The organism is Paractinoplanes globisporus DSM 43857 (genome assembly GCF_000379645.1).
GTDB classification, from domain to species: Bacteria; Actinomycetota; Actinomycetes; order Mycobacteriales; family Micromonosporaceae; genus Actinoplanes; species Actinoplanes globisporus.
The window spans coordinates 233,053-254,786 of sequence record NZ_KB903358.1; the positions used below are offsets into that span (position 1 = coordinate 233,053).

Annotated in this window: 21 protein-coding genes; 13 read left to right on the forward strand and 8 right to left on the reverse strand. The window is 71.8% G+C overall.

Annotated features, from left to right (window positions below; genetic code table 11):
- Positions 1 to 11: 11 nt before the first annotated feature.
- Positions 12 to 488: a GNAT family N-acetyltransferase gene (locus tag A3CQ_RS58425; RefSeq protein ID WP_020518621.1), complete on the forward strand. Its 477-nt coding sequence runs from the start codon at positions 12 to 14 to the stop codon at positions 486 to 488.
- On the opposite strand, the gene A3CQ_RS0150475 is transcribed toward A3CQ_RS58425, so the two are convergent.
- Positions 454 to 1,056 carry a phosphoribosyltransferase gene (locus A3CQ_RS0150475; RefSeq protein WP_020518622.1) on the reverse strand — a complete coding sequence of 201 codons (603 nt, stop codon included), beginning with the start codon at positions 1,054 to 1,056 and terminating at the stop codon, positions 454 to 456. The genes A3CQ_RS58425 and A3CQ_RS0150475 overlap by 35 nt on opposite strands.
- Before the next feature lie 220 nt (positions 1,057 to 1,276).
- On the opposite strand from A3CQ_RS0150475, the gene A3CQ_RS0150480 reads away from it, so the two are divergent.
- The 4 genes from A3CQ_RS0150480 to A3CQ_RS0150495 all read left to right on the forward strand — a co-directional run bounded on the left by A3CQ_RS0150480 (position 1,277) and on the right by A3CQ_RS0150495 (position 5,631).
- A complete protein-coding gene (locus A3CQ_RS0150480; protein WP_020518623.1) occupies positions 1,277 to 2,146 on the forward strand; it encodes a PAC2 family protein in 870 nt (289 codons plus the stop codon).
- 132 nt (positions 2,147 to 2,278) lie between these two features.
- The gene (locus tag A3CQ_RS0150485; RefSeq protein WP_026207119.1) at positions 2,279 to 3,070 is read left to right on the forward strand and encodes a GntR family transcriptional regulator; all 792 of its coding nucleotides are present in this window, start codon (positions 2,279 to 2,281) and stop codon (positions 3,068 to 3,070) included.
- A 52-nt stretch (positions 3,071 to 3,122) separates the two neighbouring features.
- On the forward strand, positions 3,123 to 4,361 hold the full coding sequence (mshC, locus tag A3CQ_RS0150490; protein WP_020518625.1) for a cysteine--1-D-myo-inosityl 2-amino-2-deoxy-alpha-D-glucopyranoside ligase: 1,239 nt from the start codon (positions 3,123 to 3,125) through the stop codon (positions 4,359 to 4,361).
- 1,030 nt (positions 4,362 to 5,391) lie between these two features.
- Entirely contained in the window at positions 5,392 to 5,631 is a 240-nt protein-coding gene (locus A3CQ_RS0150495; protein WP_020518626.1) for a hypothetical protein, read from the forward strand.
- Positions 5,632 to 5,873: 242 nt separating this feature from the next.
- On the opposite strand, the gene A3CQ_RS0150500 is transcribed toward A3CQ_RS0150495, so the two are convergent.
- From A3CQ_RS0150500 to A3CQ_RS0150515, 4 genes are all read right to left on the reverse strand, one after another.
- Positions 5,874 to 6,689, reverse strand: coding sequence for an SCO1664 family protein (locus A3CQ_RS0150500; RefSeq protein ID WP_020518627.1), 816 nt, complete (start codon positions 6,687 to 6,689; stop codon positions 5,874 to 5,876).
- 7 nt (positions 6,690 to 6,696) lie between these two features.
- Positions 6,697 to 7,293, reverse strand: coding sequence for a DUF3090 domain-containing protein (locus A3CQ_RS0150505; protein ID WP_020518628.1), 597 nt, complete (start codon positions 7,291 to 7,293; stop codon positions 6,697 to 6,699).
- A 95-nt stretch (positions 7,294 to 7,388) separates the two neighbouring features.
- Entirely contained in the window at positions 7,389 to 8,063 is a 675-nt protein-coding gene (locus A3CQ_RS0150510) for a histidine phosphatase family protein (RefSeq protein WP_020518629.1), read from the reverse strand.
- A complete protein-coding gene (locus A3CQ_RS0150515) occupies positions 8,063 to 9,115 on the reverse strand; it encodes an LLM class F420-dependent oxidoreductase (RefSeq protein WP_020518630.1) in 1,053 nt (350 codons plus the stop codon). Before A3CQ_RS0150515 ends, A3CQ_RS0150510 begins: the two co-directional genes overlap by 1 nt.
- Before the next feature lie 129 nt (positions 9,116 to 9,244).
- Here A3CQ_RS0150515 and A3CQ_RS0150520 point away from each other — a divergent pair, with 129 nt between their 5' ends.
- The 3 genes from A3CQ_RS0150520 (at position 9,245) to A3CQ_RS0150530 (ending at position 13,415) form a co-directional block, all read left to right on the forward strand.
- Positions 9,245 to 10,252, forward strand: coding sequence for an aldo/keto reductase (locus A3CQ_RS0150520; protein WP_020518631.1), 1,008 nt, complete (start codon positions 9,245 to 9,247; stop codon positions 10,250 to 10,252).
- A 36-nt stretch (positions 10,253 to 10,288) separates the two neighbouring features.
- A complete protein-coding gene (locus A3CQ_RS56875) occupies positions 10,289 to 12,892 on the forward strand; it encodes a penicillin acylase family protein (protein WP_084699576.1) in 2,604 nt (867 codons plus the stop codon).
- A gap of 331 nt (positions 12,893 to 13,223) precedes the next feature.
- On the forward strand, positions 13,224 to 13,415 hold the full coding sequence (locus tag A3CQ_RS0150530) for a DUF5703 family protein (RefSeq protein ID WP_020518633.1): 192 nt from the start codon (positions 13,224 to 13,226) through the stop codon (positions 13,413 to 13,415).
- A 28-nt stretch (positions 13,416 to 13,443) separates the two neighbouring features.
- Here the strand turns inward: A3CQ_RS0150530 and A3CQ_RS0150535 are convergent, their stop codons facing one another.
- Entirely contained in the window at positions 13,444 to 14,115 is a 672-nt protein-coding gene (locus A3CQ_RS0150535; RefSeq protein ID WP_020518634.1) for a hypothetical protein, read from the reverse strand.
- A 20-nt stretch (positions 14,116 to 14,135) separates the two neighbouring features.
- Positions 14,136 to 15,443, reverse strand: coding sequence for a M20/M25/M40 family metallo-hydrolase (locus A3CQ_RS0150540; protein ID WP_020518635.1), 1,308 nt, complete (start codon positions 15,441 to 15,443; stop codon positions 14,136 to 14,138).
- A gap of 62 nt (positions 15,444 to 15,505) precedes the next feature.
- On the opposite strand from A3CQ_RS0150540, the gene A3CQ_RS0150545 reads away from it, so the two are divergent.
- Together A3CQ_RS0150545 and A3CQ_RS0150550 are read left to right on the forward strand one after the other, a co-directional pair.
- The gene (locus A3CQ_RS0150545) at positions 15,506 to 16,048 is read left to right on the forward strand and encodes a hemerythrin domain-containing protein (RefSeq protein ID WP_020518636.1); all 543 of its coding nucleotides are present in this window, start codon (positions 15,506 to 15,508) and stop codon (positions 16,046 to 16,048) included.
- Positions 16,049 to 16,148: 100 nt separating this feature from the next.
- Entirely contained in the window at positions 16,149 to 17,141 is a 993-nt protein-coding gene (locus A3CQ_RS0150550; RefSeq protein ID WP_020518637.1) for a LysR family transcriptional regulator, read from the forward strand.
- 27 nt (positions 17,142 to 17,168) lie between these two features.
- Here A3CQ_RS0150550 and A3CQ_RS0150555 read toward each other — a convergent pair whose 3' ends face one another.
- Complete coding sequence (locus tag A3CQ_RS0150555; protein ID WP_020518638.1) at positions 17,169 to 19,691, reverse strand: ATP-dependent Clp protease ATP-binding subunit; 2,523 nt, start codon at positions 19,689 to 19,691, stop codon at positions 17,169 to 17,171.
- 131 nt (positions 19,692 to 19,822) lie between these two features.
- On the opposite strand from A3CQ_RS0150555, the gene A3CQ_RS0150560 reads away from it, so the two are divergent.
- The 3 genes from A3CQ_RS0150560 (at position 19,823) to A3CQ_RS56880 (ending at position 21,711) form a co-directional block, all read left to right on the forward strand.
- Complete coding sequence (locus A3CQ_RS0150560) at positions 19,823 to 20,203, forward strand: NYN domain-containing protein (RefSeq protein WP_020518639.1); 381 nt, start codon at positions 19,823 to 19,825, stop codon at positions 20,201 to 20,203.
- Positions 20,204 to 20,305: 102 nt separating this feature from the next.
- A complete protein-coding gene (locus A3CQ_RS61575) occupies positions 20,306 to 20,467 on the forward strand; it encodes a hypothetical protein (RefSeq protein ID WP_020518640.1) in 162 nt (53 codons plus the stop codon).
- Positions 20,468 to 20,529: 62 nt separating this feature from the next.
- Positions 20,530 to 21,711 (forward strand): MFS transporter, encoded by a 1,182-nt coding sequence (locus A3CQ_RS56880; RefSeq protein WP_157297286.1) that lies wholly within the window; start codon positions 20,530 to 20,532, stop codon positions 21,709 to 21,711.
- Positions 21,712 to 21,734: the final 23 nt, after the last annotated feature.

Below are 21,734 nucleotides of genomic sequence, written 5' to 3' on the forward strand. Positions count from 1 at the left end.
ATTATGACGCTATGACCGGGGAGCGAGTCGTGCGGCTGATGGCGGCCACCGACACCCTTTTCGACGGGGCGGCGGCGCTCTTCGACGAGTACCGGCAGCACTACGGGGCCAACCCGGCGCCGGAGGCGGTCGCGGCCTGGCTGACCGAGCTGGTGCTGTCCGGCCGCGGGCGGGTCTACGCGGCGGGGCGGGTCTCCGCAGGGGGGCGGACCGAGCGGGCCCTCGGCATCTGCTCGACGGCCGTGGTGCCGGCGGCGCTGACGCTGCGGACCGTGTGGCTGGTCCGCGACCTCTACGTCGCGCCCTCGGCCCGCCGTCAGGGGGTGGCCCGGGCGCTGCTCACGCACGTGGCCGAGGAGGCACGGGCGGCCGGGGCGCACCGGCTCTCGCTGCAGACCGAAACCGCCAACATCCAAGCCATCAGCCTGTACGCCCGGAACGGGTTCGACGAGCTCAGCGACGTGGCGGTGATGGATCGGCTGCTCTAGCCGCCCCCGGCTCGCGACTCGCGCCCGAATCGACGGCGAGCAGCGCGGCGCAGCGCAGATTGCGGTACCGGCCGTGGTGGTCGAGGCCGTAGCCGACGATCAGGCCCGGCCCGACGTCGAAGCCGACGTAGGTGGGAGTGTCGGCGAAGCGGGCCGTGTCGGGCTTGCGGAGCAGGGTGCAGACCGAGATCGACGCGGGATCGCGCTGGGCCAGGTTGCTGATCAGCCAGCTCATCGTGAGGCCGGTGTCGATGACGCCGTCGACGATGACCACGTGCCGGCCCGTGATGTCCACCTCAAGATCCTTCAGCAGGCGCACGGAGCCGGAGGCCCGGTTGCGGGTGCTGTAGGACTTGATCGCCATCCAGGCGATCTCGGCGTGCGCGGGATAGGCGCGGGCCAGGTCGACCGTGAAGGTGGCGGCGCCGCCCAGGACGCCGACCAGGACCGGGACGGTGTCGGGGAGGTCGCGGTGCAGGTCCTCGGCGAGGGTGGCCACGCGGGCCAGGATCTCGTCCTCGGTCAGGATCACCGCTTCCAGGTCGTCCGCCACGTGGCTGGCGTCCACGTCAGTGCCCCCTCCGCACGTGTTGCCGGATGATCGTGTCATGAATGCATGAACGACAGAAGAGCCGGGGCGTCCGGTGCAACCGTACAATTCCGGGCGCGCTTTCCCCCGTACGATATGATCGGTTTTGAAAGGGTTTTGAGGTCGCCGTTGGTGGCCGCTCGCCGTGCGCGGCGCGGCCGACGGGTGGGGCGGACGGGGCGCACGTAGGCTGTCAGCTATGACTGAGTTCGACGGCCTCCCGCTGCTTCGCTCGCCTGTGGCAATCGCCGCCTTCGAGGGCTGGAACGATGCCGCGGACGCTTCCACCGCGGCCGTGGAACATCTCGAACAGGTCTGGCAGGCCCGGGAGATCTCGACGATCGATCCCGAGGACTTCTACGACTTTCAGGTGAGCCGGCCGACCATCACGATGGCCGAGGGCGAGACCCGCAAGATCGAGTGGCCCACGACCCGCTTCACCGTGGCCAGCCCGCCCGGCGCCGACCGTGACGTGGTGCTGATCCGCGGCATCGAGCCGAGCATGCGCTGGCGCACCTTCTGCGAGCAGGTCCTCGAGGTCTGCCACAGCCTCGAGGTCAACCGGATCGTGCTGCTCGGGGCGCTGCTCGCCGACGTGCCCTACACCCGCCCGCTCCCGATCAGCGGCTCGGCTAGCGACAACGACATCGCCGACAAGTACAACGTCGTGCCCACCCGGTACGACGGACCGACCGGCATCGTCGGCGTGCTGCACGAGGCGGCCGGGCGAGCCGAGCTGGAGGCGCTGTCGTTCTGGGTGCACGTGCCCCACTACGCGAACAACCCGCCCTGCCCGAAAGCGACCCTCGCCCTGCTGAGCCGCCTCGAGGACGTGCTCGACCTGCCGGTCCCCATGACCGACCTCGCGGAGGAGGCCGACGAGTGGGAAAAGCGCGTGCGGGCGGCCGCCGAGCAGGACGCCGAGCTCGGGGAGTACGTGCGCGAGCTCGAGGAACGCGTCGGCGACGAGGGCATCCAGCCGCTGACGGGCGACGAGATCGCCAGCGAGTTCGAGAAGTACCTGCGACGGCGGGGCGGCTCGGCCGGCCCGACCGCCGGATCCTGGTAGCTCTCGCCTCTCTGTTGCGGCGCCTCCCGATGCAATTTGGGGGGCGCCGCGGCGTGTCAATGCCGCTGCAGTCACCCCGCCGAGGGCATCCTAGGAACCTAGGTTCTATCCATCTCTCGCCGGGGGTCGGCCATGACTATCAATCCGGGGGCTGCCGAGTTTCCGCATCGGCAGATCGCGGCCCAGTTGAAGGAACGCATCCGGCGCGGGGACTGGCAGCCCGGCGAGCGGCTGCCGTCCATCCCGGCCATGGCCGAGATGTTCGGGGTCGCGAAGCAGACCGTGCAGCGGACCGTCGACCAGCTGCGGGTCGAGGGCGTCCTGATCACCAAGCCGGGCTCGGGGACGTACGTGCGCGGGACCCGGCGGCGGCTGAACCGGCTGTCGCGCGGGCGGTACGGCGCGCACCGGGGGTATCACGCCGACCTCGCGGCCCGGTACCGGCAGCAGCTCGTATCGGTGGGTCGGGAGCCGGCGCCGCCCGAGGTGGCCGACGCCTTCGGGGTGCGCGACGGCACCGAGATGCTGGCGCGGCGGCACATCGTGCGGACCGACGACGCGACCGTCGAGCTGGGCGCCTCCTGGTTCCGGGTGGCCGAGACCTCGGGGACCTCGCTCGAACGGGCCGAGGCCTTCGGGCGGCCGCTGTACCAGGAGGCGGAGGAGGCGCTCGGCAAGCGGTACGCGTCGGCCACGGACACGATCAGCGCCCGGCAGCCGAGCCGGGACGAGGCCGAGATCCTGCAGATACGGCCGGATACGCCGGTGTTACATCTGTTGCACGTGGCGTTCGACGAGACGCGCAAGCCGATCGAGGTCGCGCAGGCCACCTGGCCGGGGCCGATGACCACGTTGACCGAGGAATACCGGATCCCGGCGCCCGCGGCCGACCCCGATCCGGATCCGGGGCTCGCGCTGGCGTGAGGTAAACCTCACGCCCGGGTATCTGTCACAGCCGCTCGATAGGCTCGTGACCATGGACGCTTGGACCGGGCACGACGTGCCGACCCTGCCTGGCGACGCGGTGGCGCCGCGCCTGTTCGACTCGGCCCGGCGCTCGGTCGCCGCCACCACGCCCGAGGGCGCCGCGACGATGTACGTCTGCGGCATCACGCCCTACGACGCGACCCACCTCGGTCACGCGGCCACGATGATCACGTTCGACCTGGTCAACCGGCTGTGGCGCGACGCCGGCCTCGATGTCAACTACGTGCAGAACGTGACCGACATCGACGACCCGCTGCTCGAGCGCGCCCAGCGCGACGGCGAGGACTGGATCGTCCTCGCCATGCGCGAGACCGCCCTGTTCCGCGAGGACATGGAATCTCTGCGCATCATCCCGCCGGCACACTACGTGGGCGCCGTCGAGTCGATCCCCGCCATCGCCGCCCACGTGCGCGAGCTCGTCGCCGCCGGCCAGGCCTACGCGCTCGACGACGGCACCGGCGACCTCTACTTCGCCATCTCCGCCGCACCCCGATTCGGGTACGAGTCGCACCTCACCCGCGACGAGATGACCGTCCTGTCGGCCGAGCGCGGCGGCGACCCCGACCGAGCCGGCAAGCGCGACCCGCTCGACCCGTTGCTGTGGCGCGGCGCCCGCGACGGCGAGCCCGCCTGGGAGGGCGGCGAGCTCGGCCCCGGCCGGCCAGGCTGGCACATCGAGTGCGCCACCATCGCCCTCGGCCTGCTCGGCGACACGATCGACGTCCAGGGCGGCGGCAACGACCTGATCTACCCCCACCACGAGTGCTCCGCCGCCCACGCCGAGGTGCTCACGGGCGACGAGCCGTTCGCCCGCCACTACGTGCACGCCGGCATGATCGGCCTCGACGGCGAGAAGATGTCCAAGTCCAAGGGCAACCTCGTCTTCGTCTCCCGCCTCCGAGCCGACGGCGTCGACCCGATGGCCGTGCGACTGGGCCTGCTCTCCGGCCACTACCGCGCCGACCGCGAGTGGACCGACGACGTCCTCAAGGCCGGCCAGGAACGCCTTGCCCGCTGGCGAGCAGCAGCCGCCGCCCCCGCCGGGCCGTCGGGCGAGGGCCTGCTGGCCGCCGTCCGCGAGAGCCTGGGCAACGACCTGGACACCCCCGCCACCCTCGCCATCGTCGACGCCTGGTGCGAGGCCGCCCTGACCGCCACCGGCGACGACGAGTCCGCCCCCGCCCTGATGTCCCGCACGGTCGACGCCCTGCTGGGCATCCGCCTCTGACAGCCGACCCATCCCCGCTTCCGCCCAGCGCGCCCTCACTCCGCGACCGGCCGAACTGGGCGGTGGTCACTTGCCTGGATACGTCCCGTGCGGCCGCCCCGCCACCCAGCCCCGCGCGCGGGGTGCGACCACTCACGGTCGGCGGCCGGCTGAGCTGGACAGCCCCGCGCGCGGGGTGCGACCACTCGCGTTCGGCGGCTGGCTGAGCTGGACAGCCATGGCCCGGCTCGTGCCTGGTTGCGGTGGGTGCGGCCCGTCCCGGTGGGCGATATGCGGCCAATGCCGGGTCTGCGAGGCGGCGGGTTGATCTCGGCCGTCGCCTCCGGATAGGGGAACGCCGACCAAGACCGGCCGCACCACGCGGGACCAGGCAGCGGCCGGGCCATGGCGCCCCCGCCCAGCCCGCCCGCCGACCGCGACCGGCCGCAGCGGGCGTGACCAGGCACGACCCGGGCCATTGCGCCCCCGCCCCACATCCACCAATCGCGAGTGCCGCACCCCGCACGCGCTGCTGGGTGGCCGGGCGACGCAAGCGGGCGAGGCGCGGGGGGCGGAGCGCGGCGCGGGCGGGGCCCGGCGCGGCGGGGGTGGAGCGCAGCGCGGCGGGGGTGGAGCGCGGCGCGGCGAGGGCGGAGCGCGGCGGGGCCAGGCGCGGCGGGGCCAGGCGCGACGGGGCGGGGTGCGGCGGGGCCAGGCGCGACGGGGCGGGGTGCGGCGGGGCCAGGCGCGNCGGGGCGGGGTGCGGCGCGGCCAGGCGGGGCGCGGCCAGGCGCGGCGGGGCCAGGCGCGACGGGGCGGGGTGCGGCGGGGCCAGGCGCGGCGGGGCGGGGTGCGGCGCGGCCAGGCGGGGCGCGGCCAGGCGCGGCGGGGCGAGGCGTGGCCGGGCTGGCACCCTAGCGCTCTCGCGGGAACGGCGGTCGGGTTTTCGGGGAAAACAACGCGTTTGTCGGACTTTCTGGAAAACGGCCACATTTGACCGGCTACAAGGCCAGACTTTCGGAGGTCCTACTTTCGTCCGAAAGGAATTATCATGCGACGTCCGGTTCTGTACCTCGCTGGCCTTCTTCTGGCCACCGGCGCGAGCCTCGCTCTCGCGGGACCCGCCTCGGCCGCCCCTTCGCACGACACGAAGTGCCACCACAATCACCACAACTACTGGAATGACGACGACTACGACTCGTTCTGGTACTTCTCGTCCGAGAACAACAACGGCAGCAACAACGAGTTCCACGGTGTCAGCATCCTCAGCGGTATCGGCAGCATCCTCTGACCGGCTGAGGACCGGCCGTCCCAGGCCGATGACAGAGACCCGAGGTGGCCAACCGGCCCCTCGGGTCTTCGCCTTTCCGGGGAAGCACCGGGCCGGCGGCGGGCCACCCACGGTGAGTCGCGATCAGACGGATGACCGGCCGGGACAGCCCGGAAGCCGCTCGCGGAGGGTGAGTGGGCACCCAGCCGGGCGCTCGGGCCGGGACTTCGCAGAATCCCGTACGGGATAAGGAAAAGCGCGAGTCAGACCGGCGGCCAGGGAATCGCCGGCCAGTCCTGCGGGGGCTTGGGGAAACGGCCGGCGCGCAGCAGGCGGCGGACGCGCAGGCGCAGGTGCTGCACCTCGGAGAGCGTCAGATGCTCCTCGAGGGCCGAGCCGAGGTCACCGTCGAGGCGGGACGAGAGCGACTTGAGCACCTCGGTGGCCTCGTCGATCAGGGACTTGCCGGTCCAGCCCCAGAGGACGGTGCGCAGTTTGTTTTCCACGTGGAAGCTGACGCCGTGGTCGACGCCGTGGATGGCGCCGGTGGCGGGGTAGAGCACGTGGCCGCCCTTGCGGTCGGCGTTGTTGATGACGGCGTCGAAGACGGCCAGGCGGGCCAGGCGGGGATCGTCGGCGTGGGCCAGGGCGTAGGCGTCGCCGTCCTCGTCGCGGGCGTTGGCGACCGGAAGCCAGCCGTGCGGGACGTCGTAGGCGGGGACGAAGCCGATCAAGGATTCCGCGTCCTCCGGCTCGTCTATCCAGAGTTGGAGGGCGCCGACGCCGAGCGGGCCGTCGCGGAGGATGGTCGGTGGAACCAGGTCCCACTGGGTGGCCTGGGAGACCAGGAACGCGGAGACCTCGCGGCCGGCGAGGGTGCCGTCGGGGAAGTCCCAGAGGGGGCGCTCGCCGCGGACCGGCTTGTAGACGCAGCGGCGGGTGAGGCCGCCGAGGGTGATCTCGGCCCGCAGAGTCGTGTTCGAGGCGTCGACCAGGCGGCCCTCGATCTCCATCGTGCCGCGGCTCAGCAGCTCGAGGGCATCGCTTTCCGCCAGGGCGGCCGCGGGCTCGGTGGTCACTCGAAGGTCACCGATGGTAGCCGTTGTGCCGCGGGCAGAGATGGCCGGCGGGGTCGAGCGGCTGGCCGCACAGCGGGCACGGCGGGCGGCCGGCGGCGACGACCCGGCGGGCGCGGTCGATGAAGGCGCGGGTGGCCTCGGGGCTCAGGCGGACGCGGAGCCGGTCGAGGTCGTCGTCGGGCTCGTCGTCGTCATCGTCATCGTCGTCATCGTCGTCGTCGGGGGTGTCGGGGCCCAGCTCGAGCTCGACCTCGGCCTCGCCAGCCTCGATGGCCTCGATCACCACGGTGCCGCTGTCGACGTCGAAGGCGAGGCCCAGCGTGCCGACCCGGAACTCCTCGTCGACGGGGGTGTCGAGAGGCTCGTTGTCGTGGCCGGACATCATCGGAGCCTCGGGCAGGCTCACGCCGAAGCGCTTGTTGGCCTCGAGAAGGAGCTCCTCGAGCTTTTCGGCGAGGAGCGACACCTGCACCTTTTCCAGCGCGACGGTGATCACCCGGCCGCCGCCGCGAGCCTGCAGGAAGAAAGTGCGGTCACCCGGCTCGCCCACCGTCCCGGCCACGAACCGCTCGGGCGGCTCGAAGGAGTGCACCTGGTGGGTCATGGCAACAACCCTATCGAGCCGTTGCCGCAATCGCTCACCCCGCGCACTCCGGTTCGCCTAGGGCGCAACCGAGACCACCGGCCGTGATTCGGGGGTCACGTTCCGGCGCCACCGCCCACCGCGGCGTCCGAGGCGGCGGTCTCGTTCTTCGGGGGTACGAGGGACGCGAGGTCACCGCCCTCGTTGACCCGCACGACGAACGGCCGGAACGGCGTGTACCGGACCACGCTGATCGATGCGGGATCGGCGACGATCCGCTGGAACTGGTCGAGGTGCAGGCCGAGCGCGTCGGCGAGGATGGCCTTGATCACATCGCCGTGGCTGCAGGCGAGCCAGAGCGCGTCCGGACCGTGCTCGGCGGTGATCTTCTCGTCCCAGCGGCGGACGGTGGCGACCGCCCGCGCGGACATGTCGGCCATCGCCTCGCCGTTCGGGAAGACCGCGGCGCTCGGGTGCGCCTGCACGATCGGCCAGAGCGGGTCCTTGGCGAGGTCCTTGAGCTGCTTGCCCTCCCAGTCGCCGTAGCCGCACTCGGTCAGCCCGTCGTCCTCGACGATCTCGGCGTCGGGCAGGGCAAGTTCGACGGTGCGGCGGCAGCGCAGCAGCGGGCTCGATACGACCGTTTTTAACGGGATTTGTCGTAGCCTTTCGCCAGCGCGTTCGGCTTGAGAAACGCCGGCGTCGTCGAGATCCACGGGGCGGCGACCGGCCAGCTCGCCGGACGCGTTCGCCGTCGTCCGCCCGTGCCGGAGCAAGAGGACCGTAGCCACTACTCCGCCACGCCGGATTCTTCGTACGCCTCGGCGACGATCCGCAGGGTGTCGATGCCGCTCTTGATGTCGCCCACGTACGGGCTGATCGAGAGCGTGCCGACCCCGGCCGCCGCGTACTGCTTGATCCGCTCCTTGACCTGGATCTTGTTGCCGAGGATCGCGGTGCGCTCGATGAACTCCTGCGGAACCGCCTCGGCCGCCTCGGCCTTCTTGCCGGACAGATAGAGGTCCTGCACCTTGGCCGCCTCGTCCGCGTAACCCATGCGGACCGCGAGCTGGTTGTAGAAGTTCTGCTCACGGCTGCCCATGCCGCCGACGTACAGCGACGCGTACGGCCGGATCACGTCGGCGCACCAGGCCACGTTGTCGCCGATGACGACCGGGACCGTGGGCGCCACGTCGAAGCCGGTCAGGCCCAGCCCGCGCTTGGCCCGGCCGCGCTCGATGTGCTGCAAATACTCCCCCGCCGCGTCGGGCGCGAAGAAGATCGCCAGCCAGCCGTCGGCGATCTCACCGGCCAGCTCGAGGTTCTTCGGTCCGACCGCGGCCAGGTAGATCGGGATGTGGTTGCGCGGCGGGTGGAAGCCCAGCTTGAGCGCCTTCCCCGGCCCGTCCGGCAGCGGCAGCGTGTAGAAGTCGCCCTGATAGGACACCGGTTCGCGGGCGATCGCCATCTTGACGATGTCGACGTACTCCCGGGTGCGCTGCAGCGGCTTGCCGAAGCGGACCCCGTGCCAGCCCTCGGAGACCTGCGGCCCGGAGACGCCGAGGCCGAGCCGGAACCGGCCGCCGGAGAGCGCGTCGATCGTGGCGGCGGTCATCGCGGTCATGGCCGGGGTGCGCGCCGGGATCTGCATGACGGCCGCGCCCAGGTCGATCTGCCGGGTCTGACCGGCTATCCAGGCCAGCATGCTGACCGTGTCCGACCCGTACGCCTCGGCCGACCACGCCACGGCGTAGCCGAGACGATCCGCTTCCTGCGCCATCGCCAGGTGGTCGGCGGGCGTCGTCCACGCCGCCTGATAGCCGAGGCTGAGTCCGAGCCGCACGGTGTGTCCCTTCCCAGATGCCGGTGATCCCCGTACGCAGCCTATCCACCCACGCTGCGTGATTCTCCGTCCGGTAACCGACCTGCTCGGAGCATTTCGCCGCGAGCACAGTCTGAATAAGGTTCACTCATGCAACAGCGACCGCTCGGCCGAAGCGGGCTGGCGGTCTCCCGGCTGGCCCTCGGCACCATGACCTGGGGACGCGACACCGACCCCGACGACGCGGCCGCCCAGCTCAAGTTCTTTCTGGAGGCCGGCGGCACCACCATCGACACCGCCGACGTGTACGGCGACGGCGACGCCGAGGTGGTGATCGGCTCCCTGCTCGACCACCTCGTGCCGCGCGACGAGGTGGTGATCGCCACCAAGGCCGGCCTGACTCCGCACGGTTACCGCCGCCGCGACGGCTCCCGGGGCAACCTGCTGCGCTCGCTCGACGCGTCGCTGCGCCGGCTCGGCACCGACTACGTCGACCTGTGGCAGGTGCACGGCTACGACGCGGCCACTCCGCTGGAGGAGACCCTCGCCGCGCTCGACCACGCGGTCACCAGCGGCCGGGTGCGCTACATCGGCGTGTCGAACTTCGCGGCCTGGCAGACCACCCGGGCCGCGACCTGGCAGGCCGCCTACCCGGGCCGGGCGCCGATCGTGGCCGCCCAGATGGAGTACTCGTTGCTCGAGCGGGGCATCGAGCGGGAACTGCTGCCCGCCTCGGCGGCGCTCGGCTTCGGCGTGCTGGCCTGGTCGCCGCTGGGCCGGGGCGTGCTCACCGGCAAGTACCGAAACGGCCGCCCGCTCGACTCGCGCGCCGCGACCGAGCATCTCGCGCCGTTCGTGCAGACCTACCTCGAGCCCCGCAGTTCGAGCATCGTGCAGGCGGTGGTGACCGCGGCGGCCGGGCTCGGCGCGTCGCCGCTGGAGGTCGCGATCGCCTGGGTGCGCGACCGGCCCGGGGTGGCGGCGCCGATCCTGGGCGCGCGCACCGCCGCTCAGCTGCAGGGCGCCCTGCAGAGCGAGGATCTGGTGCTGCCGGCCGAGATCGCGGCGGCGCTCGACGACGTGTCGGCGATCGACCTGGGCTACCCCGAGCGCGAGGGCGTCGGCTATCCCGCCGATCCGGATGGGTCGGTCTTGTGACATCGTCCCGTCCGGCGGCTCGGGCGAACCATCGGCATGCATATGTTTTCCGCGCTCGTACTCGCACTCGGGCTCGCCTCGGTCCCGGCGCCCGTCTCGTCGGTGACCCGCGACGTCCATGGCGTCCCGCACCTGCGGGCATCCACCACCCACGATCTCTTCTACCTCCAGGGCTGGACGCACGCCGAGGACCGGCTGTTCCAGATGGACGTGACCCGGCGGCGGGCGTCCGGCACCCTGGCCGAGCTGCTCGGACCCTCCGCCCTGCCCGGCGACGTCCAGATGCGGACCTTGGGGCTGCGGCGCGCCGCCGAGCGCACCGCGCCCCTGCTCTCGCCCGCGACGATCAAAGACCTTGACGCGTACGCCGAGGGCGTGAACGCCCGGATCGCGAGCGGGAACCTGCCCGGGCAGTACGCGGCGGTCCACGTCACCGAGGTCGCGCCGTGGACCGTGGTGGACAGCCTCGTGGTGAACAAGGCGCTGGCCTTCACCCTCTCCTTCGATCTCGACATCGACCGGACCACCGCGGTTCGGGCGTACGAGGCCGCGGGCTTCGACGGCCACGCCGCGGTGTTCGGGGATCTGATGCCGTTCGCCCCGTTCCGCTCAGCGTCGCCGGTGCCGGTGCCGGTGCCGGCCACCGATGTCGCGCTGGCCGACATCCCGCCGGCCGCCGCCCGCCTCGCCGCCGACTACGAGAAACGCGCCGCCGCCACGCCGATGATCGCCGAGGCGATGAACCGGTCCGGCGACCGCGGCTCGAACTCGTGGGTGATCGGCGGCCGGCACACCACGACCGGGCGGCCGATCCTGGCCAGCGACCCGCACCTGAGCCCCGAGGCGCCGGCCCTGTTCCACCCGATCTCGCTGCGCGGCGGTGGTTACGACGTCCAGGGGGACAGCCTGCCCGGCACCCCGTACATCGTGCTCGGGCAGAACCGGCGCATCGCGTGGGGCGCGACCCAGCACTTCATGGACGTCTCCGACACGTACGTCGAGCAGGTGCGCACCGATCTGGCCTCGCCGAGCGGGCTGTCCACCGTCTACCGGGGCAGGCTGGAGCCGGTCGTCGCGATCGATGAGACCTTCCGGGTGAACGGCGGCGATCCGGTCCACGGGCGGACGCTGATCGTGCCGCGGCGCAACAACGGGCCGCTGCTCTCGGTCGACCAGGCCGCGGGAGTCGGGCTGTCGGTGCAGTACACCGGGTTCTCCCCGACCACCGAGCTCGAGACGTTCCGCCGGTTCGCGCTGGCCCGCGACGTCGGTGACTTCCGGGACGCCCTCCAGTTCTTCGATGTGGGCGGGCAGCACTTCACCTACGCGGATGTCGACGGCACGATCGCCTACTTCACCAACGCCGAGGTGCCCGTACGGGAGGACCTGCAGGCGGGCGCGGTGCGGGGCAACCCGCCGTACCTGCTGCGCGACGGCACCGGCGGGAACGAGTGGCTCCCGGTCACCCACCCGCAGCCGCACCAGTCCGTGCCGTACGAGATCGTCCCGTTCGCCGAGCTGCCCAAGGTGGTGAACCCGCCGGCCGGGTTCGTCGTCTCGGCCAACAACGACTCGACGGGCAACACCTTCGACAACGACATGCTCAACCAGCGGCGGCCCGGCGGCGGCATCTCCTACGTCAGCTTCTTCCACAACGGCCACCGGGCCGCCCGGATAACCGATATGGTCCGCGCCGCCATCGCCCGCGGGCCGGTCGACCAGCGGGACGTGGTGGCCATGCAGGCCGACACCACCGCGGTGGACGCGCAGTTCTTCACCCCGGTCATCGCCGGCGCCCTCGACCGGGCCCGGCACAGCGCCACCCCGCAGCTGGCCGCGCTGGCGGCGGACCCGCGGATCCGGGAGGCGGCCGCCCGGCTGGCCGGCTGGAACCACACCTACCCGACCGGCATCCCGGAGGGCTACGACGCCGCCGACCAGGACGGCCGCCTCGCCGAACCGTCCGCCGCCGAGGTCGGCAACAGCGTGGCGTCCACGATCTACGCGCTCTGGCGCGGCCGGTTCGTGGTGAACGTCATCGACCGGCACGTCCCGGCCGGCCTGCCGTCGACCAGCGACTTCCACGGCACGCAGGCACTCCGGCGGCTGCTGGCCACGGGCGGCATCGGCCGCTCCGGCATCGACTTCTTCGCGGTGCCCGGGATCGGCGATCCGGCCGACCGGCGCGACTACCTCGTGCTCCGCAGCCTCGCCGACGCCCTCGACCTCGCCGCCTCGGACCGCTTCGCGCCCGCGTTCGGCAGGTCGGCCGATCAGCGCGACTACCGCTGGGGCAAGCTGCACCGGATCGTGCTGAGCTCACCGCTCGGCGCGCCGTACACGATCCCGTCGCTGGGCAACCGGTTCACCTCGCCGCTGCCCGGTCTGCCCGGCATCCCGGTCGACGGCGGCGTGAACGTGCCGGACGTCGCCGGGCACCCGCTGCGGGCCGACGCGCCCGACCGGTTCACCGTCCCGCTGGTGCCGATCCGCCGCTTCGTGGCGCAGGCCACCGCGGGTGGCTGGCGGTCCGTGGACTCGCTGGCCGGCGGGGTGAGCGAGGGCCTCGGCGGCCCGTTCGAACAGAGCCTGCTGCCGCTCTGGCTCACCAACGACACGTACCCCGTCCTGGCTGAATAGGGCTTCGCCCGGGTAAGACCGTGGGGCTCTGCCCCACACCCCGGCCATCACAAGAAGATCAGCCTGGCGGTTTGCTTGCGGTGGGTGGGGTGATCTCCTCGCGACGACAACCTCAGGGAATCGAAAGAGGGGGTGGGACGCAACCACACCCCGGTTGCGTCCCACCCCCTCTTTCGATGGCGCTTGGCTGCCGTCGCGAGGAGATCACCCCCTGGCCCCTCTGGGCGGCATTCGCCGCCTTGGGCGCGGGTACCGGGACCAGGTGGGATCCCGCGATACGGTCGACGGCGGTGCTTGTCTCTGGCCGTGTTGGAGGGGCATTCTTGCACCCATGGACTACGAATACGCGCCGCTACGGTTGCCTTCGAATGTCGACAAGTTGACCGCGGCGGCGCAGCTCGCCATCCAGGCGGAGTTCTCCGGCTGGGAGCTCGCCCGGGTGCAGCTCTTCCGGGACGGCACCCGGAAGGTGATGCTCCGCCGAAAGATCCAGGCCAACCCGCAGCCCGGGCTCAGTTACTGAGCCCGGGCTGCGGGCTTTATAAAGCCCGTCAGTGGTTGTGGCCTGCGTGATCCTCTTCCTCGTCCGGGAGGAAGGGGTGCTCGTCGAGCCTGCCCACCAGGAGGTCACCCTCCTGGGGCTTGAACGGCCCGTCCCCGTCGGAGTCCTCGAAGGCCTCCAGGTCGAGCGGCTCCACGATCTCGCTCACGGTCAGCAGGCCGTCGAGCGGCTCCAGCTCGGGCACGTCAAGCGAGGCCAGCGAGCCGTCGCCGGCCTGGAGCAGCTCGAGCACGGCCTCGCCGACGGTCTCGACCGCGCCCGCGTCCTCGTCGTCGGGCACCGAGTTGCGCCGGGCCACGTCGGCCACCCGCAGCAGGGCGCCGATGCTGGGCACGCGGTAGTCGCGGCGCTGCCGCACCGAGACCACCTGCGGGTACGGGTCGGTCGCCTCGGCGGCGTCGAAGCCGTCCGCGCCCAGGCCGAAGCGCTGGTCGGCCTCGTCCGGGTCGATCGCCTCGACATCCCAGGGCGTGACCTCCCCGTACGCGTCGAGCAGCTTCTCGTCGTACGCGAAAGAGGCGTTGTTCAGGGCGACGTAGGCCTGCCAGACGTCGTCGTCGTCGATGCGGCCGGCGGCCGCCTTGACCGCCGTGAGGTGCGCCCGAGCGGCCGCCACGACCTCGTCGAGAGCGGCGTCGAGCTCGGCGTTCTGGTCGGTCATCTATGGGGTCCTTCCCGGATTCAGCTGGTTCGCAGGAGTCGGTCGAGCACACGCACGCCGAACTTTAGTCCCTCCACCGGGACGCGCTCGTCGATGCCGTGGAACAGCGCGGCGAAGTTCAGATCGGGCGGCAGCCGCAGCGGCGCGAACCCGAAGCACCGGATGCCGAGGGTCGCGAACGCCTTCGCGTCGGTGCCGCCGGACATCAGGTACGGGATCGTGCGGGCGCCCGGGTCCTCGGCCCGCAGGGCGGCGCCCATGGCCTCGACCAGCGGCCCTCCGAACTCGGTCTCGACGGCCGGCTGCCGGTGGTTGTGCTCGATCTCGACGTCGGGGCCGATCACGTCCCGCAGCTCGGCGAGGAACGCCTGGTCCTGGCCGGGCAGCGTGCGGCAGTCGATGGTGGCCGAGGCCCGGCCGGGGATCACGTTGTCCTTGTAGCCGGCCTCGAGCCGGGTCGGGTTGGCGGTGTTGCGGATCGTGGCGCCGATCAGATTGGCGATCGGGCCGAGCTTGGCCACCGCGACCTCGGGGTCGTCCGGGTCGATGTCGATGCCGAGCGCGTCGCCGACCCGCCGCAGGAACTCGCGCACGGTCGGCGTCACGACGACCGGGAACCGGTGCCGGCCGACCCTCGCGACGGCCTCGGCGAGCGCGGTGACCGCGTTGTCGTCGTGGATGAACGAGCCGTGGCCCGGCCGGCCGGTCGCGTGCAGCCGCAGCCAGTCGAGCCCTTTCTCGGCGGTCTGCACGAGATACAAGCGAAGATCATCATTGACCGTGTACGAGTAGCCGCCCACTTCCCCGATCGCCTCGGTGCACCCGTCGAGCAGGTCGCGGTGCTTGCGCACAAGGAACTCGGAGCCGTAGGTCATCCCGGCCTCCTCGTCGGCGGTGAACGCCAGCACGACGTCGCGCGGGGGCACGTAGCCGGTGCGGCTCCACTCGCGGACGACGGCCAGGATCATGGCGTCGAAGTCCTTCATGTCGATGGCGCCCCGGCCCCACAGGTAGCCGTCCTTCTCCTCGCCGGAGAACGGGTCGACCGACCACTCGCGGGGGTCGGCCGGTACCACGTCGAGGTGGCCGTGCACGAGCAGGGCGCCGCGGGAGCGGTCGGCGCCGGGGATGCGGGCGACGAGGTTGGCCCGGCGGGGCGCCGACTCGTGCATCTCGTAGGCGATGCCCGCCTCGTCGAGTTTCGCCGCCACGTACTCGGCGGCGACCCGTTCGCCGACCGTGGTCGACTGGTCGCCGGTGTTGGTGGTGTCGATGCGCAGCAGATCACGGCAGATGCCCGTGACCTCCTCGGCGGCGGTGGTCTCCATCCGCCCTTCTTACCAGGTGTTTGACATGTCGACCGGGCGGGTACCGGCGGGCCGTGTCGTCAGTGAATCTTCCCCCGCTTCCCCCGGTCGGCGGCGAGACCACCGGTCGCAGCGTGATCGACGTCCTCTCCGAGCAGCACCGCGACCTGCTGGCGTTGTGCGACCGGATGGACGACAAGCGCGCCCTGGATGTCCTCATCGCCGAGCTGTCGCGGCATTTGTCGGCCGAGGAGCAGTACCTCTATCCCGCCCTCAAGGCCGCTGTCCCCGGCGGCGAGGATCTCGTCGCCCGCGAGCTCGCCGAGGACCACAAGCTCCTGCTTCTGATGAAAAATCCCAGCAAAGACCTCATTCCCGCCGTACGTCGTCACGTGGCGGCCGACGAGGAGGAGCTGCTCCCGGTGCTGGCCGAGATGGTCGGTATCGAGGACCTGATCCGGCTGGGCAATCGCGTGGAGACGACCGAGGAGGCCGCGCCGACCCGCCCCCATCCGGGCACGCCGTCCACCCCGCCCTGGAACAAGGTGGTCGACCCGGCCGTCGCGGTAGTCGACAAATTACGCGATGTCGTCACGGGACGTACGACTTACCTCAGCGATTTGTGACGTTACCGTTGGATTCGTTAACCGATTTGTCACAAGTGGAGGATCTTTCACCAGGCCGCAGGTCTAGCCTTCGATGTCTTGCAGGTCCTAACGTCACGCTATGAACCTGGAGCTGCGGCATCTCAAGGTGGTCGTCGCCATCGCGGAGACCGGCAGCGTGACCAAAGCGGCGTCGCAGCTCGGGCTCGCCCAACCGGCCTTGACCGCGCAACTGCAGCGGATCGAGCGCACCCTGGGCGGACCGCTGTTCGAGCGCGACCGGCGTGGCGCGCGTCCGACCGCCCTCGGCGAGCTGGTGCTCTCCCGCGCCCGCGTACTGCTGCCGGCGATGAAAGGCCTGCAGGACGAGGCGGCCCGGCTGGCCGGCGCGACCGGCTCCGAGGCCCTGAGCCGCTACCGGATAGGCGCGCAGGGCGGCCCGATCCTCGGCGGCATGGTGCACCGGCTCTCGATGGCCCAGCCCGACGCCCAGATCAGCACCCACGCGTCGTACTACGTGGACGAACTGGCCAACATGGTGCTCGCCGGCAAGCTCGACTACGCCCAGGTCGGGGTCTGCGGCGACGCGATCCCCTCGGCCGACTACGGGCTGGTCTGGCAGACCATCGCGGTCGACGCGGTCTGCGTGCTGATGCCGGAGGACCACCCCAACGCCAAGGACGTCGACGTCGACCTGGCCGAGCTGGCCGACGAGCAGTGGGTGGGCAGCACCGGCGACGGCTGCTTCGCCGACTGCTTCGCGGCCGCCTGCGCCCGGGCCGGGTTCACCCCGCGCCGGGTGCTCGAGACCGACGCGCGCGGCTGCGTCGACATGGTCGAGTCGGGACTGGCCCTGGGCCTGTGCCAGCCGACGTTCCGGCCGCCGGCCAGCCTCACCCACCGGCCGATGCGCGGCGCGCCGCTGCGCTGGCGGCTGGTGCTGGGCTGGCACCCCGACTCCGCCGCCGCCCGGACCGCCCCGAAACTGATGGAGATGGCCCGCGAGGCGTACCACGAGGTGGTCAACCGCAACCCGATGTACGTGGAGTGGATGACCGACTTCCCGCACCTCGGCGAGTCCCCGGACGCACTGGCGCCGCTCAGCGGTCGCTGAGCGGCGCCATATCTCACGGCTTACGGCTTACGCGAAGGTCAGCTTGCCGTCCGCGACGTCCACCTTCACCGTCTGACCCGGCTTCAGGTCGGACGAGAGCAGCAGCTTCGACAGCCGGTTGTCCAGCTCGCGCTGGATCGTCCGGCGCAGCGGCCGGGCGCCGAACTCGGGCTGGAAGCCCTTGTCCGCGAGCCAGTCGACGGCCTCCGGGCTGATCTCCAGGCTGATCCCCTGGTTGGTCAGCCGGTGGCGGGTCTCCTGCAGCATCAGCTCGGTGATCTGCCGCAGCTGGTCGGTCTCCAGCTGCCGGAAGACGATGATCTCGTCGATCCGGTTGATGAACTCGGGCCGCAGCTGCTCACGCAGCCGCCGGTCGAGCCGGTCCCGCAGCTCCTCGTCGGCCGACGACTTGGCGTCCGCCGTTCCGAACCCGACGCTGCGCCGGGTGCCGCTGATGATGTCCGAGCCGATGTTGCTCGTCATGATCAGCACGGTGTTCTTGAAGGACACCGTCCGGCCCTGGCTGTCGGTCAGCCGCCCGTCGTCCAGCACCTGCAGCAGGATGTTGAACACGTCCGGGTGGGCCTTCTCGATCTCGTCGAGCAGCACCACGCTGTACGGCCGCCGCCGCACCGCCTCGGTCAGCTGCCCGGCCTCGTCGTAGCCGACGTATCCGGGCGGGGCGCCGACCAGCCGCGACACGGTGTGCCGCTCCTGGAACTCGCTCATGTCCAGCCGGATCATCCGGTCCGAGTCGCCGAACAGCGCCTCCGCGAGGGAACGCGCCAGCTCGGTCTTGCCGACACCGGTCGGGCCGAGGAACAGGAAGCTGCCCACCGGCCGGTCCGGGTCGCCCAGTCCGGCCCGCGACCGGCGGACGGCCTCGGCGACCGCCTCGACGGCGTCGTCCTGGCCGATCACCCGGTCGTGCAGGTGCCCCTCGAGGCGCAGCAGGCGCTCCCGCTCCTCCTCGGTGAGCTGGGCGACCGGGATGCCGGTGGCCCGCGAGACGACCTCGGCAATGTCCGCGTCGGTCACCTGCGGCACGCTCTCACCCGACGGCGACTGCGCCGACTCGAGGCGCGCGCGGATCTCGTTCATCTCGTCCCGCAGCTGGGTGGCCTTCTCGTAGTTCTCGGCCGCCACGGCCTGGTCACGGTCGCGGGTGAGCTGCTCGAGCTTGCGCTCGTCCTCCCGCGTGTCGGCGGACGGGGTCTTGACCCGCAGCCGCACCCGGGCGCCGGCCTGGTCGATCAGGTCGATCGCCTTGTCCGGCAGGAACCGGTCGGTGATGTACCGGTCGGACAGCTCCGCCGCGGCGTCCAGCGCCTCGTCGGTGATCCGCACCTGGTGGTGCGCCTCGTAGTTGTCCCGCAGCCCGCGCAGGATCGCCACGGTGTCCTCGACGCTCGGCTCGCCGATCAGCACCGGCTGGAAGCGCCGGGCCAGCGCCGCGTCCTTCTCGATGTGCTTGCGGTACTCGTCGAGCGTGGTCGCGCCGACCACCCGCAGCTGCCCGCGGGCCAGGGCCGGCTTCAGCATGTTGGAGGCGTCCATGCCGCCACCGTCGCCGCCGCCACCGCCCGCGCCGACCAGCGTGTGGATCTCGTCGAGGAAGACGATGAGGCCGTCGCCCTCGTTCTGGATCTCGTCGATGACCTTGCGCAGCCGCTCCTCGAAGTCGCCGCGGTAGCGGGTGCCCGCCACCAGTCCGGCCAGGTCGAGCTGGATGACCCGCTTGCCCTCCAGGGTCAGCGGCACGTCACCGTCCACGATGCGCTGGGCCAGGCCCTCGACGACGGCGGTCTTGCCGACGCCGGCCTCGCCGATCAGCACCGGGTTGTTCTTGGTACGCCGGGAGAGGATCTCCACGGCCTGCTCGATCTCGTCGGCGCGCCCGATCACCGGGTCGATCTCGCCGCGTCGGGCGAGCTCGGTGAGGTCCACGCCGTACTGCTCCAGCGTCGGGGTCTTGCCGCTGCCTCCGGTCGAGCCGCTGCGGCCCGGTCCGCCCGGCTGGGGCTCGCCGGCGGCCTGCTGCTGCAGCGCCTGCGGGTCCAGCTTGCCGGCCAGCAGACGGCCGGCCGCGGAGTCCGGGTTGAGGCCCAGCGCCATGAGGATGTGCTCGGGTCCCACGTAGGACGAGCCGAGCGCCCGGGAGATCTGGAGGCTGTCCAGCAGGGCCCGCTTGGCCTGCGGGGTCAGCGCGACCTGCTCCGTCGGGTTCTCCCGCACGCCCGCGGGACGGCCGAGGGCGGCGAGCAGCTGCTCCGGGTCGGCGCCGGCGCGGCGTACGGTCTGCTTCATGCCGTCCTGCTGGAGCGCGCCCCAGAGCAGGTGGTCGGTGTCGAGATCGGCCACGATCCGATCCGGGTCGGCGAGCTCGGCGGCACGACGCGCGGCGGCGGAGAGCACCTCACGAGCATCTCCGCTCATGTACTTCGTGATATCGATGCGCTGCTGCCGGCGCGGCTCGGCCGCACCGAAGAAGCGCGCGAACAGGTCGTCCCAGTTGCCGGGTCCACCCGGTCCGATCGGTCCGATGCTCATAAGTCTTCTTCTCCTGATACCTAGCCTGTGTGCGGACGGCTTTACCCGAGCGCACGACCCCTATCAGCGTCGTTCGTCCTCCATTGATTCCCGGATCCGCCGAAAACTTGACTCGGGTAGGCTCAACTCTCATGACCGTACCGCTGGTGATCGTCGACGGGGCCAACGTCGTCGGATCCGTGCCGGACGGGTGGTGGCGCGACCGCCCGGCCGCGGCGATCCGGCTGCGCGATCGCCTGGCGGCGGTCGCTTCGGACGGCCTTACCGACATTCCAGGCCCCGTCGAGGTCACGCTCGTCGTCGAGGGCAAGGCCCGCGACATTCCGCAGACCGACAACGGGGTACGGGTGGAGCGCGCCCCCGGCTCCGGCGATGACAAGATCACCGATCTCGTACGGGGGTCCGACCGCGACCGCCGCATCGTCGTCGTCACCGCGGATCGCGAGCTGCGCGACCGTGTCATGGCTCTCGGCGCCGAAGTGAGAGGCCCGTCGGCCGTCCCCCGGCGTTAGTCTGTCCCGATGAACGCCCCGGTCGCCCCCATGCCGCGACCGGCCGTGCCCGGCATCACTCCGCATCAGCCTCTCCCGGCGCGCCGGTCTCCGGTGCGCCCTGTGTCCGGAATCACGACCGCCCCGCCGTACGGGATCACCTGTCACCAGCCCCCCTGGGCGCGACGGGCCTCGGCGGCGGCGCAGCTGGCGCTCGCGCGGTGGGTCACGCCCGATCTCCCCCTCTACGGCAACGACCACGACCGCGGCGACTTCGCTCCCTGACCGCTCCCGGCCCTTCCGTACGTCCCTCTGTTCGTCTTCTCCTCAGCCGGGAGCTCTTCGTCATGCCCGCAGCCACCGCTGTCCTGCGCGCACCCCAGGTGCCGCTAGTCCTGATCGCCAGCCAGGTGGGCCGCCTGCCCACCGCCGCCGCGCCCCTGGCCCTCCTGCTCTACGCCCGCGAATCGGTGAGCCTCGCCGTCTCCGGCATCGTGGTAGCCGTCTTCACCGCCGGCATGGCCGTCGGCGCGCCCGTCCTGGCCCGCTCGGTGGACCGCTGGCGCCAGCCACCCGTCCTCTACGGCTCGGCGTCGCTCTCCGGCATCGGCTACCTGATCGCCGCCGTCAGCGACGGCCGCCCCGCCGTCCTGCTGACCGGCGCGGCCCTGGCCGGCATCGGCACCCCACCGCTCGAGGCCTGCCTGCGCGCCCTGTGGCCCGCCCTGGTTCCCGCCGGCGACGTCACGGCCGCGTATTCCCTGGACATCGCCCTCCAAGAGGTGATCTTCGTAGTGGGCCCGCTGGTCACCCTGTCCGCGGTGGCCGCCGGCGGCCCCGCAACGGGTCTGCTCACCGCGGCCGCCCTCCAACTGGGCGGCGTGGCCGTCTTCGCCCGCGCCGCCGTCGTACGGGGTTGGCGCGGCACTCCCGCCCACCGCCACTGCGCCGGCCCGCTCCGCGCACCCCGCCTGGTGATCCTGGTGCTCGGCATCGTCTGCACCGGCGCCGCCGTGGGCAGCATTCCCGTGGTCCTGACCGGTTACGCCGAGGCCGCCGGCAACCGCGGCCTGACCGGCTGGCTGCTGGCCGCCCAGGCCGTAGGCGCCCTGATCGGCGGCCTGCTCTACACCCGCGCCCGCCCCGGCGGCCCCGCCCGCCTCCCCGCCCTGGCCGCCTGCTTCGCCGCCGGCTACGTCCCGCTGCTGCTGGTGCCCGCCCCGCCCGCGATGGCCCTGCTCCAGGCCATCAGCGGCATGGGCCTGCCACCCCTGCTCACGGCGGCCTTCCTGGCCGCCGACCGCCTGGCCCCACCCGGCACCGCCGTAGAGGCCTTCGCCTGGATCTTCACCGCCTTCACCGTCGGCAGCGCCACCGGCGCCGCGATCGCGGGCCCCCTGACCGACACCGGCCTACGCCACGGCTTCGCCCTAGCCCCGCTAGCAGGCCTCCTGGCCATCATCGCCATGGCCGTAGTAGCAGCCGCCCACCCGCCCCGCCCTGGTCACGTCCACCAAAGTGGTGTATGACCTGGCCTTTCCCGGCGAATAGA

Bases quoted from the DNA above. Each gene is read 5' to 3' on its own strand.
- A3CQ_RS58425 (WP_020518621.1), top strand. From the start codon at position 12: ATGACCGGGGAGCGAGTCGTGCGGCTGATGGCGGCCACCGACACCCTT.
- A3CQ_RS0150480 (WP_020518623.1), top strand. From the start codon at position 1,277: ATGACTGAGTTCGACGGCCTCCCGCTGCTTCGCTCGCCTGTGGCAATC.
- A3CQ_RS0150485 (WP_026207119.1), top strand. From the start codon at position 2,279: ATGACTATCAATCCGGGGGCTGCCGAGTTTCCGCATCGGCAGATCGCG.
- mshC (WP_020518625.1), top strand. From the start codon at position 3,123: ATGGACGCTTGGACCGGGCACGACGTGCCGACCCTGCCTGGCGACGCG.
- A3CQ_RS0150495 (WP_020518626.1), top strand. From the start codon at position 5,392: ATGCGACGTCCGGTTCTGTACCTCGCTGGCCTTCTTCTGGCCACCGGC.
- A3CQ_RS0150505 (WP_020518628.1), bottom strand. From the start codon at position 7,293: ATGACCCACCAGGTGCACTCCTTCGAGCCGCCCGAGCGGTTCGTGGCC.
- A3CQ_RS0150520 (WP_020518631.1), top strand. From the start codon at position 9,245: ATGCAACAGCGACCGCTCGGCCGAAGCGGGCTGGCGGTCTCCCGGCTG.
- A3CQ_RS56875 (WP_084699576.1), top strand. From the start codon at position 10,289: ATGCATATGTTTTCCGCGCTCGTACTCGCACTCGGGCTCGCCTCGGTC.
- A3CQ_RS0150530 (WP_020518633.1), top strand. From the start codon at position 13,224: ATGGACTACGAATACGCGCCGCTACGGTTGCCTTCGAATGTCGACAAG.
- A3CQ_RS0150535 (WP_020518634.1), bottom strand. From the start codon at position 14,115: ATGACCGACCAGAACGCCGAGCTCGACGCCGCTCTCGACGAGGTCGTG.
- A3CQ_RS0150540 (WP_020518635.1), bottom strand. From the start codon at position 15,443: ATGGAGACCACCGCCGCCGAGGAGGTCACGGGCATCTGCCGTGATCTG.
- A3CQ_RS0150550 (WP_020518637.1), top strand. From the start codon at position 16,149: ATGAACCTGGAGCTGCGGCATCTCAAGGTGGTCGTCGCCATCGCGGAG.
- A3CQ_RS0150555 (WP_020518638.1), bottom strand. From the start codon at position 19,691: ATGAGCATCGGACCGATCGGACCGGGTGGACCCGGCAACTGGGACGAC.
- A3CQ_RS0150560 (WP_020518639.1), top strand. From the start codon at position 19,823: ATGACCGTACCGCTGGTGATCGTCGACGGGGCCAACGTCGTCGGATCC.
- A3CQ_RS56880 (WP_157297286.1), top strand. From the start codon at position 20,530: ATGCCCGCAGCCACCGCTGTCCTGCGCGCACCCCAGGTGCCGCTAGTC.